This is a genomic window from Pseudomonas sp. C9D1 (assembly GCF_056491235.1).
The window spans coordinates 3,577,929-3,591,318 of the sequence record NZ_JBSZIE010000002.1 but is presented as its reverse complement, the minus strand read 5'-3'; the positions used below and the strand labels follow the sequence as shown (position 1 = coordinate 3,591,318).

Annotated in this window: 10 protein-coding genes; 6 read left to right on the top strand and 4 right to left on the bottom strand. The window is 68.9% G+C overall.

The features are described from left to right. Window positions 1-84: 84 nt before the first annotated feature. Both ACXI0U_RS24385 and ubiA read left to right on the top strand, forming a co-directional pair. Window positions 85-639 (top strand): chorismate--pyruvate lyase family protein, encoded by a 555-nt coding sequence (locus ACXI0U_RS24385; protein WP_043240947.1) that lies wholly within the window; start codon window positions 85-87, stop codon window positions 637-639. Between the two features lie 27 nt (window positions 640-666). After that, window positions 667-1,557 carry a 4-hydroxybenzoate octaprenyltransferase gene (ubiA, locus tag ACXI0U_RS24380; RefSeq protein WP_479550936.1) on the top strand — a complete coding sequence of 297 codons (891 nt, stop codon included), beginning with the start codon at window positions 667-669 and terminating at the stop codon, window positions 1,555-1,557. Window positions 1,558-1,593: 36 nt separating this feature from the next. Here the strand turns inward: ubiA and ACXI0U_RS24375 are convergent, their stop codons facing one another. Further along, on the bottom strand, window positions 1,594-1,965 hold the full coding sequence (locus ACXI0U_RS24375) for a COG4315 family predicted lipoprotein (RefSeq protein WP_021218864.1): 372 nt from the start codon (window positions 1,963-1,965) through the stop codon (window positions 1,594-1,596). Between the two features lie 269 nt (window positions 1,966-2,234). Between ACXI0U_RS24375 and phoB the strand changes: the two genes are divergently transcribed. From phoB to ACXI0U_RS24355, 4 genes are all read left to right on the top strand, one after another. Next, the gene (phoB, locus tag ACXI0U_RS24370; RefSeq protein WP_021218863.1) at window positions 2,235-2,924 is read left to right on the top strand and encodes a phosphate regulon transcriptional regulator PhoB; all 690 of its coding nucleotides are present in this window, start codon (window positions 2,235-2,237) and stop codon (window positions 2,922-2,924) included. Between the two features lie 21 nt (window positions 2,925-2,945). Beyond that, window positions 2,946-4,250: a phosphate regulon sensor histidine kinase PhoR gene (gene phoR / locus ACXI0U_RS24365; RefSeq protein ID WP_435634829.1), complete on the top strand. Its 1,305-nt coding sequence runs from the start codon at window positions 2,946-2,948 to the stop codon at window positions 4,248-4,250. Between the two features lie 92 nt (window positions 4,251-4,342). After that, window positions 4,343-5,683: a hemolysin family protein gene (locus ACXI0U_RS24360; protein WP_043240946.1), complete on the top strand. Its 1,341-nt coding sequence runs from the start codon at window positions 4,343-4,345 to the stop codon at window positions 5,681-5,683. Between the two features lie 356 nt (window positions 5,684-6,039). Beyond that, window positions 6,040-6,837, top strand: coding sequence for an alpha/beta hydrolase (locus ACXI0U_RS24355; RefSeq protein ID WP_271659573.1), 798 nt, complete (start codon window positions 6,040-6,042; stop codon window positions 6,835-6,837). A 9-nt stretch (window positions 6,838-6,846) separates the two neighbouring features. On the opposite strand, the gene recD is transcribed toward ACXI0U_RS24355, so the two are convergent. Genes recD through ACXI0U_RS24340 form a run of 3 tightly spaced genes read right to left on the bottom strand, consistent with a single transcriptional unit; the run spans window position 6,847 to window position 13,315 of the window. Then, window positions 6,847-8,697 carry an exodeoxyribonuclease V subunit alpha gene (gene recD, locus ACXI0U_RS24350; RefSeq protein WP_479550935.1) on the bottom strand — a complete coding sequence of 617 codons (1,851 nt, stop codon included), beginning with the start codon at window positions 8,695-8,697 and terminating at the stop codon, window positions 6,847-6,849. Continuing rightward, window positions 8,694-12,233 carry an exodeoxyribonuclease V subunit beta gene (gene recB / locus ACXI0U_RS24345; RefSeq protein WP_479550934.1) on the bottom strand — a complete coding sequence of 1,180 codons (3,540 nt, stop codon included), beginning with the start codon at window positions 12,231-12,233 and terminating at the stop codon, window positions 8,694-8,696. The genes recD and recB overlap by 4 nt, the downstream gene beginning before the upstream one ends. After that, a complete protein-coding gene (locus tag ACXI0U_RS24340) occupies window positions 12,230-13,315 on the bottom strand; it encodes a Fic family protein (protein ID WP_271659570.1) in 1,086 nt (361 codons plus the stop codon). Before ACXI0U_RS24340 ends, recB begins: the two co-directional genes overlap by 4 nt. Window positions 13,316-13,390 lie beyond the last annotated feature (75 nt).

Sequence of the window (13,390 nt, the reverse complement as noted above, 5' to 3'; positions counted from 1 at the left end):
GCCCGCCTGCGGCAACCCGCCGCCCCACGAAACGCCCCTGGCGCCGTGTTAGACTCCCGCGCCGCCCAAACCGCCAGGACCATCGTGCCAGACGCCGCCCTCGCCCATCCGCCCCGCTGGCTCAGCGCCACGCAACTGCATCCCGCGCCCCCCGCCGGCCTGCGTGACTGGCTGTTCGACCAGGGCTCGCTGACCCGCCGCCTCACCGCCCTCTCGGCCGACGCCTTCAGCGTCACCCCGCTGGTGGAAGGCTGGCAGGTGCTGCGCAATGACGAATGCATCGCCCTCGGCGTGCCCGACGGCAGCCAGGGCTGGGTCCGCGAGGTCTACCTGCGCGGGCACGGCGAAGCCTGGGTATTCGCCCGCAGCGTCGCGGCCCGCAGCGCCCTGGAAGGCTCCGGCCTGGCCCTGGGCGAGCTGGGCAGCCGCTCCCTGGGCGAACTGCTGTTCAGTGACCGCGCCTTCGCCCGCGGCACCATCGAGGTCACCCGCTATCCCGCTGCCTGGTTGCCCGCCGAGGTGCGCGCCGAACGCCTGTGGGGGCGTCGCTCCTGCTTCCGCCGTGGCGAGCTGGCGGTGCTGGTGGCCGAGATATTCCTGCCAACCCTGTGGCAGCACGCCGGCATCGAAACCCTATAATCCGCCCACGCCCAGCGGAGACCGCCGATGTACCTCAAGCTCCTGCAATCGCTCAACCGCCTGCACCCCCGCGCCTGGGACTTCATCCAGCTGACGCGCATGGACAAGCCCATCGGCATCTACCTGCTGCTCTGGCCCACCCTCTGGGCGCTGTGGGTCGCCGGTGAGGGCCGCCCGAGCCTGAAGAACGTGCTGGTATTCGTCGTCGGCGTGGTGCTGATGCGTGCCGCCGGCTGCGTGATCAACGACTACGCCGACCGCAACTTCGACGGCCACGTCAACCGCACCAAGGCCCGGCCCCTGGCCAGCGGTGCGATCAAGCCGCGCGAGGCGCTGGTGTTCTTCGCCGTGCTGGTGGCCCTCAGTTTCGGCCTGGTGCTGCTGACCAACGCCACCACCATCTGGCTGTCCTTCGGCGGCCTGGCCCTGGCCGCCTGCTACCCCTTCATGAAGCGCTACACCTTCTACCCCCAGGTGGTGCTCGGCGCGGCCTTCTCCTGGGGCATGCCCATGGCCTTCACCGCCGAGACCGGCGAGCTGCCGGCGGCGGCCTGGCTGCTGTACATCGCCAACCTGCTGTGGACCGTGGCCTACGACACCTACTACGCGATGACCGACCGCGAGGACGACCTGAAGATCGGGGTGAAATCCACCGCCATCCTCTTCGGCGACGCCGACCGCATCATCATCGCCACCCTCCAGGGCATGGCGCTGCTGTGCCTGCTCCTGGCCGGCAGCCGCTTCGAGCTGGGCCTGTGGTTCCACCTCGGCCTGCTCGGCGCCGCCGCCTGCTTCGCCTGGGAGTCCTGGAGCACGCGCACGCGGGACCCGCAGGCCTGCTTCAAGGCCTTCCTGCACAACCACTGGGCGGGGATGGCGATCTTCATCGGCCTGGTGGCCGACTACGCGCTGCGCTGAGCCAGCGCAACGCGGGTCGCGGGGACAGGGGCGGGCTCAGGGCTTGGCCAGGTGCCAGACCTGCATCTTGCCGTCGCCGGTCTTGTCGCCGGCCTGCTTGTCCATGATGAAGGTGTAGAGCGGCTTGCCGTCATAGGCCCACTGGCTGGTGCCGTCATCGCGCTTGACCAGACTCCACTTGCCCTCGGCCTTGGCACCGGCCTCGGCCATCAGCGGCGGCCAGTTCTTCGCGCATTCGCCGCTGCAATGGGACATGCCCATGGCGTCCTTGTCGAAGGTGTACAGCGTCATGCCGTGGTGATCCACCAGCACGCCATCCTTCTCCATCGCCGGCTCCGCCGCCAGCAGCGGCCAGGACAGCAATGCCCCGGCCAGCAGGGCCAGCGCCTGTGGATAAGTTCTGCTCATCGCATTTCTCCTCGCAAGGGTCCGCTTCGGCCCGGCAACCACCGGCCCGGGACGGGGTGCGGCGGGCAGGCAGCCGGTGCCCTGGCAGGGCATCGCGTCAGGCCGGCTCCGGCTGTGCGCCGGTGGCCCGTTGAGCATAGTCGAGGCCACCCGGCCGCCCGTCGCTGCCCGGGCGAGGCCATCCCGCTACATGCCGGTGTCATATAGCTGCAATAATTCCGTTATCTAATGCGCGCAAACCAGCTGAACAAGCGACCCGAGGCGGATACATGGTTGGCAAGAACATCCTGATAGTCGACGACGAAGCGCCCATCCGCGAAATGATCGCGGTAGCCCTGGAAATGGCCGGCTACGAGTGCCTGGAAGCGGAGAACACCCAGCAGGCGCACGCCATCATCGTCGACCGCAAACCCGACCTGATCCTCCTCGACTGGATGCTTCCCGGCACCTCCGGCATCGAGCTGGCCCGGCGCCTGAAGCGCGATGAGCTGACCGGCGACATCCCGATCATCATGCTCACCGCCAAGGGCGAAGAGGACAACAAGATCCAGGGCCTGGAAGTCGGCGCCGACGACTACATCACCAAGCCCTTCTCGCCTCGCGAGCTGGTGGCCCGCCTCAAGGCCGTGCTGCGCCGCGCCGGCCCCACCGACAGCGAAGCGCCGATCGAAATCCGCGGCCTGCTGCTGGACCCCATCAGCCACCGCGTGACCATCGACGGCAAGCCCGCCGAGATGGGCCCCACCGAGTACCGCCTGCTGCAGTTCTTCATGACCCACCAGGAGCGCGCCTACACCCGTGGCCAACTGCTGGACCAGGTCTGGGGCGGCAACGTCTATGTCGAGGAGCGCACCGTCGACGTGCACATCCGCCGCCTGCGCAAGGCGCTGGGCGATGCCTACGAAAACCTGGTGCAGACGGTACGCGGCACCGGCTATCGTTTCTCCACCAAAGGCTGACCCCGCACAAGGACGCACCCGTTGAACCAGGACTGGCGTCGCGCCGTAATCCGCCGTTTGCTCCTCCTGCTAGCCGTCTGCCTGATCGCCGGAGCCCTCTCCGGCGAATACGGCTGGGCCCTGGCCGTCGGCCTCGGTGGCTACCTCGGCTGGACCCTCAGCCAGCTCCTGCGCCTGCACAAGTGGCTCAAGGAACACAAACCCGACGAGCCGCCGCCGGATGGCTACGGCCTCTGGGGCGAAGTGTTCGACAGCATCTATCACCTGCAGCGCCGTGATCAGCGCGTGCGCGGCCGCCTGCAAGCGGTGATCGACCGCGTGCAGGAATCCACCGCCGCCCTCAAGGACGCCGTGGTCATGCTCGACAGCGAGGGCAACCTCGACTGGTGGAACCGCGCCGCGGAAAACCTGCTGGGGCTGAAGACGCCCCAGGACAGCGGCCAGCCGGTGACCAACCTGATCCGCCACCCGCGCTTCAAGGAATACTTCGAGCAGGAAAACTACCGCGAGTCCCTCGACCTGCCGTCGCCGGTCAACGACCGCTTGCGCCTGCAGTTCCACATCACCCAGTACGGCAACCGCGAGCACCTGATGCTGGTGCGCGACGTCACCCGCATCCACCAGCTGGAACAGATGCGCAAGGACTTCGTCGCCAACGTCTCCCACGAGCTGCGCACCCCGCTGACGGTGATCGCCGGCTACCTGGAAACCCTGCTGGACAACGTCGAGGACGTGAACCCCCGCTGGACCCGCGCCCTGCAGCAGATGAACTCCCAGGCCGGGCGCATGCAGAACCTGCTCAACGACCTGCTGCTGCTGGCCAAGCTGGAAGCCACCGACTACCCCTCGGACAACCAGCCCATCGCCGTCGACACCCTGCTGCAGAGCATCCGCAACGACGCCGTCGCCCTGTCCGGCAGCCGCCAGCACAGGATCACCCTCGAAGCCGACGCCAGCTACCAGTTGCGCGGCAGCGAGGCCGAGTTGCGCAGCGCCTTCTCCAACCTGGTGTTCAACGCGGTCAAGTACACCCCCGATGGCGGCGACGTGCGCATCCGCTGGTGGGGCGACGAACTGGGCGCGCACCTGGCGGTGCAGGACTCCGGCATCGGCATCGAGGGCAAGCACCTGCCGCGCCTGACCGAGCGCTTCTACCGGGTCGACTCCAGCCGCGCCAGCAACACCGGCGGCACCGGCCTGGGCCTGGCCATCGTCAAGCACGTGCTGATCCGCCACCGCGGCCGCCTCGACATCAGCTCGGTGCTCAACCACGGCAGCACCTTCACCTGCCATTTCCCGCCCAGCCAGGTCGCGCCGCGCGCTTGAACGCGGCACCGGGCCCGGACAGGGCCCGGCGTCTTGCAAACTGCGGTCCCAGCCCTCACCCTTAGCCGATCATTCGCTGACCAAAGCCCCCAATGGACCCGTCCCCTGCTAGTTCACTCTCTTCCTATTTCGCCGACTTCGGCCTCGTTCTGTTCGCCCTGTTCCTCGTCGTGCTCAACGGTTTCTTCGTGGCCGCCGAGTTCGCCATGGTCAAGCTGCGCGCCACCCGCGTCGAAGCCATCGCCGACAAGCACGGCTGGCGCGGCAGCATCCTGCGCACCGTGCACAACCAGCTGGACGCCTACCTCTCGGCCTGCCAGCTGGGCATCACCCTCGCGTCCCTCGGCCTCGGCTGGGTCGGCGAACCGGCCTTCGCCCACCTGCTCGGCCCGCTGCTCAGCGCCTTCGGCATCGAGTCGGAGAAGCTGGCCCACGGCATCTCCTTCTTCACCGCCTTCTTCATAATTTCCTACCTGCACATCGTGGTCGGCGAGCTGGCACCCAAGTCCTGGGCCATCCGCAAACCCGAGCTGCTGTCGCTGTGGACGGCGGTGCCGCTGTACCTCTTCTACTGGCTGATGTACCCGGCCATCTGGCTGCTCAACGCCAGCGCCAACGCCATCCTGCGTATCGCCGGCCAGGGCGAGCCCGGCCCGCACCACGAGCACCACTACAGCCGCGACGAGCTCAAGCTGATCCTCCACTCCAGCCGCGCCCGCGACCCCAGCGACCAGGACATGCGCGTGCTCGCTTCCGCCGTGGAGATGGGCGAACTGGAAGTGGTCGACTGGGCCAACTCCCGCGAAGACCTGATCTACCTGGAGCACGATGCCCCGCTGGCCGACATCCTCAGCGTGATCCGTCGCCACAAGTACAGCCGCTACCCGGTGCACAACGCCCAGACCGGCGAGTTCATCGGCGTGCTGCACATCAAGGACCTGCTCCTGGCCCTCTCCGCCCTGGACAGCCTGCCCGAGTCCTTCGACCTGGCCGAGCTGACCCGCCCGGTGGAGCGCGTCACCAAGCACATGCCGCTGTCGCGGCTGCTGGAGCAGTTCCGCCAGGGTGGCGCGCACTTCGCCCTGGTCGAGGAGGCCGACGGCAAGGTGGTCGGCTTCCTGACCATGGAAGACGTGCTCGAAGTGCTGGTCGGCGACATCCAGGACGAACACCGCAAGACCGAACGCGGCATCCTCGCCTACCAGCCCGGCAAGCTGCTGGTGCGCGGCGACACCCCACTGTTCAAGGTCGAGCGCCTGCTGGGCATCGACCTCGACCACGTCGAGGCGGACACCCTCGCCGGCCTGATCTACGAAACCCTCAACCGCGTCCCCGAGGAAGAGGAAGTGCTGGAGACCGAAGGCCTGCGCATCATCGTCAAGAAGATGAAGGGCCCGAAGATCGTCCTCGCCAAGGTGGTCAGCATCGACTGATCCACCACTCGCTACGAAATACGGGGCCCACGGGCCCCGTTCTCGTTCCCGCCTGGGCACAGGATGGGCGTAGGTGCGGCGTAGGGTGGGCCGGGCGGCGCTCCGCTTCAGCCCACCGCTCTCCATCGATCCCCCACCTCAACCGCCCCCCGACCGCCCTTCCCTGATCTAGAGTTCACCTGCACCCGCCGTTTCGCTTGCGCCTGGTCCCTGAACCCCGGCGCTGGCGTGCGATGCCGTCGGCCTCCCGTGCTGAATCCCCCTCATCAACGCTGCGGTGTCTCACGGGTTCCGGTCACGGCCGCACATCGCCGGGCCGTGGCCGGCCCCTCGCCGCAAGGAACGCGGAGTCGCTCATGATCATCATCAGTTCACGCAAGGACTTCTCCAACCCGGACCAGCTCTCCGAGACCGGCCACCTGATACGCGAGGTGGACCTGGCCAACGACACGGTCACGGCGGTGCTGGACTTCAAGGACCTGCTGCACCTGGTAAAGGGCAAGCGCCTGCTCCTGCTGGTGCACGGCTACAACAACGAGCAGTTCGAGGTGTTCGACTCCTACCAGGTGATCGAGCAACAGGCCATGGTCCACCTCGCCGACGCCTACGACATGGTGCTCGGCTACTCCTGGCCCGGCGGCGACCAGAAGCTCGACTGGTGGCAGGCGAAGAAACGCGCCAATGCCGTGGCGCGGATGTTCCGCTTCCTGCTGGACAACCTCTACGGGGATGCCGCAGCCGTGGACGTGATGTCCCACAGCCTCGGCGCGCGGGTCACCCTCAAGGCCCTCAAGGGCTCACCCGGGCGCATCGTGCGCAACTACTTCTGCACCGCGCCGGCTGTGGATAACGAATGCTTCGAAAGCGACGAGGAGTTCGCCGACGCCATCCCCTCCTGCGAGCGGGTGTACATCTTCCACTCCTCGCGGGACGAGGTGCTGCGCTTCGCCTACGCCTCCTCCGAGCAGGACCTGGCCCTGGGCCTCTACGGCCCCGAAGACAAGACCTACATCGAAGTGGCCACCAGCACGGTGTTCGTCGCCAACTGCAAGAAGGTGGTCTCCAACCATGGCGGCTACAAGCGCGCGGGGGCGGTGTACAGCTACATCCAGGCCAGCTTCGCCGGTGGCCTGCAGCGCTTCGTCACCCTGTGAGGGAGGCCGTTAGAACAGGTCCAGCTGCCCACCCGCCGGAGGCGCGGGCGGTGCGGCGGGTGGCGGCGCCATGACGGGTGCCGGCTCCGCGCTGGCCAGGCGCGCGGCCAGCCCGGCCGCCCGCTCGGCGCGGGTATTCACCGCCTCGCCCAGGCGCTGCGGCAGGCCCCAGATCTCCACCCGCTGCTTGGCGCGGGTGATGCCGGTGTAGAACAGCGAGCGGCTGAGCAGCGGGCTCGGCTGCTCCGGCAGCGCCAGCAGCACCTCGCGGAACTCCGAGCCCTGGCTCTTGTGCACCGTCATGGCGAAGGCGCTGTCGTGGCTGGGCAGGCGCGCCGGGGCGAAGGGCCGGTGGCCGCCTTCCCCCTCGAAGAACACCCGCAAGCCATGGGGCGTGGGCAGGCAAATGCCGATGTCGCCGTTGAACAGGCCCAGGGCGTAGTCGTTCTGCCGCACCATGACCGCGCGGCCCGGGTACCAGCGCTCGCGGCTGGCGATGCCCAGGCGGCGCTTGATGCGCGCCTCCAGCGCCTCGTTGATGCCGTTCACCCCCCAGGGCCCCTCGCGCTGGGCGGTGAGGGCGCGGAAGTCGGCGAAGGCGGCGAAAGCGGCCTCGGCATCACCGGTACGCGCGGCGACGATGAAGGGCGCGTAGCCGGCGTCCAGGCGCTCCAGCAGCGGGCCTTGCAACGGGCCGGGGTTCCAACCCAGATCGGGCCGTGCCTCGCGCAGCAACTCCAGGGTGCCGCGCGCGTCGCCCGCATTGATGCGCCGCGCCAGCTCGCCGATGCCGCTGTCGCCGGCGAAGCGGTGGCTGTGGGTCAGCAGCACCACGGCATCGCCGAGGCGCGAGCGCGGCTGCTCCACCGGCACGCGCTGGCCGGTGATGCGCTCCAGGTCGGCACTGGCAGTGGCGTCCAGGCCACGGCCCTCGCAGAGCTCGGCGAACACCGCGCCGGCCTCCACCGCCGAGAGCTGGTCCTTGTCGCCCAGCAGCACCAGGCGCGCGCCGGGGGGCAGGGCGTCGAGCAGCTTGGCCATCAACGCCAGGTCCACCATCGAGGCTTCGTCCACCACCAGCACATCCAGCGGCAGCGGGTTGTCGGCGTGGTGGCGCACCTGCGGGCTGTCGCCGCGGCTGCCCAGCAGGCGGTGCAGGGTGCGCGCCTCCTCGGGCAGCAGGGCCTTGATGGCGTCGTCCACCGGCAGCTCGGCCTTGGCATTGCGGATGGCCTCGGCCATGCGCGCGGCGGCCTTGCCGGTGGGTGCGGCGAGGCCGATGGCCAGGCGCTCGCCACCGGGTTGTTCGAGCAGCGCGGCGAGCAGGCGTACCACGGTGGTGGTCTTGCCGGTGCCGGGGCCGCCGGAGATCACCGCCAGGTTGCGCCGTACCGCCTGGGCGGCGGCCAGGCGCTGCCAGTCCGGCTGCTGGGTGTTGCGGGCGAACAGCCGCGCCAGGGATTCCGCCAGGCGCGCCTCGTCCACCGGCGGGCGGGCGCCGGCCATGGCCAGCAGGCTGGCGGCCAGGCGCGTCTCGTAGGCGTGGTAGCGGCTGAGGTAGAGGCGTTCGCCGTCCAGGGTCAATGGCGCGTATCCGCCGGGCTCCGCCACCAGGGGGGACGCACGCAGGGCGGCGAGCCAGGTGGGCAGGGCGGGCAGGTCGAGGCCCGCGACGCCCTCGTCGAACACCCGCTGCCCGGCCAGGCGCGCCAGGGGCAGGCACACGTCGCCATTGGCCAGGGCCTGGCAGCACAGCGCGGCGGCGGCGGTGACCGCCTCGCCGGCATCCGGGTCGAGGCGCAGCAGGCTTTCGGCGAAGAAACGCTCCAGCGGGCCCAGCGGCCATTCGGCGAGCGTCATGGGCGGCCCTCCTCGAACAGGCGATCCAGGGCATCGAGCAACGCATCGTCGGGGCGGTGGAAATACACGCCGGCCTCCGGCATGCCGCGCAGGAACAGGTAGTAGGCGCCGCCCAGCTGCTCGCTGGCGAAGCCGTCCAGGCGCAGGCGCAGGAAGCGCCGCAGCGCCACCAGGTAGATCAGGTACTGCAGGTGATAGTGCTCGGCGGCGATGGCCTGCTCCAGGCGTTCGCCGCCGTAGTAGCTGGCGTCCGGGCCGAGCCAGTTGGATTTGTAGTCGGCGATGTACCAGCGCCCCTGGTGCTCGAAGGTCAGGTCGATGAAGCCCTTCATGAAACCGTTCAACTGATCGAATTCCAGGTGCTCGGCGGCCAGGCGCATGGGCTCCGGCAAGCCATGGGCGGGGTCGGCCAGCACCGCGCGCAGGCCCTGGATGTCCAGCTGCGCCACGGGGAAGGTGAAGCCCAGCTCCGGCAGGCGCCGGCTCGGCTCCAGGGCGGCCAGGCTCAGGCCCTGGCCGTCGAGGTCGGCGTCGAGCACCTTGCGCAACTGCTCGATGGCGATCGCCGCCCAGTCCTCGGGCAGGCCGTGGCCCAGCAGGTGCAGTGGCACCAGGTCCTCCAGCTCACCCTCGCCGCGCACCCAGTCCTCGAGGATGGCGTGCAGGCAAGTACCGGTACGGGCGCCCCGGGGGAAGCCGTAGAAGCCGGCACCCGGGTCGGTGGCCGGGGGCACGAAGAAGGCGTCGCGGTCTGGCGCCTCCATGTGCATGCCGGCGGCCAGGCCGGAGAAGCTGCCCACCCGCCAGGCGCTGTGCAAGCCGCGTTGCAGGTGCGACAGGGCGGCCGGCGGTGCAGCGCGGGTCTCGCCCTGGGCGCTGGCCTCGGCCTCGCGGCAGGCCACCAGGGCGATGGTGCCTCCGCTGGCGTCGGCCAGGTCCTGCAGCTCGCGGCGCAGGCCGACGCCATCCAGCGCGGCGAGGTGGCTGCCCAGTTCGCTGAGCAAGGCATCGCCGGGCAGCTCGCGGCCGTGCAGCAGCCAGGCGAGGGCGCTGCTGTGCAGGCCGTCCTCGGGCAGCTCGCCGTCCTTCTTCGCCTTGGGCAGGGCCACCGGCCCCCAGTGCAGCCAGAGGCGATCACGGGCGCGGGTCAGCGCCACATAGGCCAGGCGCAGGCGCTCGGCGAAGCGCTCACGGCGGGCGCGCTCGCGGTTGTCGTCGTAGTCGGCGCCGCCCAGGTCCAGCAACGGGGTGCCGTCCTCGGCGTGGCAGGTGATGTCTTCGTCGCGGCGCAGCAGCGCGCCGTCCCAGAGGTAGGGGCAGAACACCAGCGGGTATTCCAGTCCCTTGCTGGTGTGCACGGTAACGATCTGCACCCGCTCGGCATCGCTTTCCAGGCGCAGCAGGGCGTCGTCGCCGTGGCTCTCCGCCGCGCGCTGGGCGTTGAACCAGGCCAACAGCGGTTCCAGGCCGGGGCGCTGGAGGCTCTCAGCCTGCAACAGCTCGGCGAGGTGCAGGAGGTTGGTCAGGCGGCGCTCGCCGTCGGGCAGGGCGATCAGTCGTTCAGCCACGCGCTGCTCGTCGAGCCAGGCGCGGAAGGCGCGCATGAAGCCCTGCTGCTGCCAGAACTGGTGGTAGCGCTCGGCGTCCTCGCGCTCCTGGTCCCAGGCGTGCTCGTCGTCCTGGCAGCGCGCCAGGGCCTGGGCGTCGCGGCCCAGCAGGCGGGTGGCCAGGGCGTAGCGCAGCACGCCTTCGCGGCCGGGCTCGGCATAGGCAGCGAGCACCGCGGCCAGCTCCTCGGCCTCAGCGCTGTGCCAGACGCTGTCACGCCCCCGGCGCACGCTGGGCACGCCGCGCGCGGCCAGTTGCTCGGCCACATCGCCAGCCTGGCGGTGGCTGGCCACCAGCACGGCGATGTCACCGCCGCGCAGGGGCGTGCGCACGCCGGCCTCGTCGAAATAGGCTTCGCCCCGGCCACTGGCGGCCAGCAGGGCGGCGATGCGTCGGGCGGTGTCGAGGGCCACGGCGTTGCCGGCCTCGCCCTTGCCCATTGGTTCGTCGCCCAGCCACACCAGCTCCAGCGGCGCCCCCGCCTCGGGCAGCACCAGCTGGGCGCGGGCCTTGTCGCTGGCGCCCACGGGCGGGTAGGTCAGCCCCGGCTCGGCGAAGGGCAGGGGCCGGTCGAACACCTGGTTGAGCGCGGCGATCAGCGCCGGCACCGAGCGGTGGTTGGTGTTCAGGCTGTACTGCCGCGCGGCCTCGTCACGGGCCTTGAGGTAGGTGGCCAGGTCGGCGCCGCGGAAGGCGTAGATCGCCTGCTTGGGGTCGCCGACGAAGCACAGGTCGCCGCCTTGCTCGCCGCCCGGGTAGATGCAGCGGAAGATGGCGTACTGCACCGGGTCGGTGTCCTGGAATTCGTCGATCAGCGCCACCGGGTAGCGCTCGCGCAGGGCGGCGGCCAGCGTTTCGCCGGCGGGGCCCTGCAGCGATTGGTCGAGGCGGTTGAGCAGGTCGTCGAAGGCCAGCATGCGCTGCGCCGCCTTGCGCGCCGGCAGCTCGCGGTTGAGGGTGTCGAGCAGGCGCACCTGCAGGTCGATCAGCCGCGCCTCACCGGCGGGCTTGGCCTCTTCCAATGCATCGAACAGCCCCTGCAGCGCAGCGCAGAGGGCGTGCTCGGGCAGCTCGAAGCCCTTCTTGCAGGCCTTTAGCAGCGCCTCACGGCCGAGCTTTTCCAGGCCTGTGGGCGCCGCGAACAGCGCCGCCGGGTCGGCGAAATAGGCGTCCAGCTCACCCTGCCAGAGGGCGAACTTGGCGGCGTCGTAGCTGCGCTTGTTGAGCCCGTCGAAGGCCGCCAGGTCGGCGAGGCAGGCCTGGGCATCGCGCAGCCAGGTATCCCGGGCGTGGTTCCAGGCCTCGCCGGCCGCGCCCAGGTCGCCCAGCTCGGTTTCCCGAGGTTCGATACGCAGGTAGGGCTTGCCCAGGTGCGAACGCAGGCGCTGGCGCAGGACCTGCGGGGTGAGGCGCTTCTGCGCGAGGAAGCGCGCCCAGGCCGGCTCGGCGGCTGCCAGCTCGGCACGCCAGAGGTCGGCGAGCAGGCCGTCGAGCACCTCGCGGTCGTCTGCCGTCAGCTCACTGTCGAAATCGCCACCGGCCTCGAACGCCGCGTCCTGCAAGGCGCGCTGGCAGAAACCGTGGATGGTGAAGATCGCCGCCTCGTCGAAGCCGTGCACCGCCAGCAGCAGGCGGCGGTGGGCGTCCTCGCCCGGGTACTGCGCATGCAGGCCGGCCAGCACCGGGTCGGGCGCCGGCGCGCCTTCGTACATGGCCAGCAACGCCGCCAGTCGCGCGCGGATGCGTTCGCGCAGCTCGGCCGTGGCTGCGGTGGTGTAGGTCACCACCAGGATCTGCCCCACGCCCAGCTTGCGCTCCAGCAGCAGCCGCGCGTAGAGCGCGGTGAGGGTCCAGGTCTTGCCGGTGCCGGCGCTGGCCTCGATCAGGCTGCGCCCGGTGAAGGGGTCGTTGAGCAGGTCGAGGCTCATGCTCCATCCCTCAGATCGTCGCCGGTGAGTACCGCGTTGAGCGCCAGATTGCTGTAGTAGTTGGAGCGGCCGATTCGGCGCTTCTCAAGGAAACCGCTATCGGCGAGTTCCTGCAGGTAACGAGTGGCGGTGAGGCGAGAGACCCCAAGGTCGCGCATGACGAACTCGATCTTGGTGTACGGATGAGTGAACAGGTTGTTGATCAGGTCCTGGCTGTAGAACCTGTGCTGCGCCCTTATCCGATGCTTGTAATCGAGCAATGCCACCTTGATCGCCTCAATGGTGCCGATTGTCTGGCGCGCGGTTTCCTCGACGGCAGCCAGCATGAACAGCACCCAGTCCTCCCATTGCTCCTCATCACGCACCGCCTGCAGCAAGCGGTAGTACTCGGCCTTGTGGCGAACGATGTAGCGGCTCAGGTAGAGCACCGGGATGTCGAGCATTTTGCACTTGAGCAGGTAGAGCACATTGACGATGCGACCTGCCCTGCCATTGCCATCGTAGAAAGGATGGATGCTTTCGAACTGGTGATGGATAAGTGCCATCTTCACCAGCGGATCGGCGTCGAACAGCTCATCGTCGTTGATGAAACGCTCCAAGTCCCGCATCAATTCGATTACACGCTCGGCATCTTGCGGCGGCGTATAGACCACTCTTCCCAGTCCGTCCTTCAGCGTGGTCCCCGGGAGGCGACGCAGCCCTGCGTTGTTGCGCTCCAGCTCAGCCTGGATATCGATGATCTGGTTGGTCGTCAGCAGCCCGGTATCGCGCACGGACGCATAGCCGACATGGAGTGCCTGTCGATAGCGCAGGACCTCCTTGGCAGCAGGGCTGTTGGAGGCATCCGGAAATGCATCGTCCCGGAAAAGATCGTCGTGGGTAGTGACGATGTTCTCGATGGCCGAGCTGTCCTTCGCTTCCTGCATGCCCAGCGTATTGATGAGGATGCCTTGGTGGGGAATGGAAGAGGCGACACCCTTGAGCTCGGCCAACGCTCGGCTGGCCGTGGTCAGCTTGCGAAGTATCGACCGAGACTCGAAACGGAGCGGATCGAGTTCGTGCAACCCGCGCAGATCAGTCATGACGACCGACTCCCTTCATGCATAGGAAGTCGCGATTTTCCGGCATATCAATACACATACGTATAGAAAAGGGCC

What these genes read in the sequence shown, in the direction of transcription:
- phoB (WP_021218863.1), top strand. Translation starts at nt 2,235, where the DNA reads ATGGTTGGCAAGAACATCCTGATAGTCGACGACGAAGCGCCCATCCGC.
- recD (WP_479550935.1), bottom strand. Translation starts at nt 8,697, where the DNA reads ATGACGCTCGCCGAATGGCCGCTGGGCCCGCTGGAGCGTTTCTTCGCC.
- ACXI0U_RS24375 (WP_021218864.1), bottom strand. Translation starts at nt 1,965, where the DNA reads ATGAGCAGAACTTATCCACAGGCGCTGGCCCTGCTGGCCGGGGCATTG.
- ACXI0U_RS24355 (WP_271659573.1), top strand. Translation starts at nt 6,040, where the DNA reads ATGATCATCATCAGTTCACGCAAGGACTTCTCCAACCCGGACCAGCTC.
- recB (WP_479550934.1), bottom strand. Translation starts at nt 12,233, where the DNA reads ATGAGCCTCGACCTGCTCAACGACCCCTTCACCGGGCGCAGCCTGATC.
- ubiA (WP_479550936.1), top strand. Translation starts at nt 667, where the DNA reads ATGTACCTCAAGCTCCTGCAATCGCTCAACCGCCTGCACCCCCGCGCC.
- ACXI0U_RS24340 (WP_271659570.1), bottom strand. Translation starts at nt 13,315, where the DNA reads ATGACTGATCTGCGCGGGTTGCACGAACTCGATCCGCTCCGTTTCGAG.
- ACXI0U_RS24360 (WP_043240946.1), top strand. Translation starts at nt 4,343, where the DNA reads ATGGACCCGTCCCCTGCTAGTTCACTCTCTTCCTATTTCGCCGACTTC.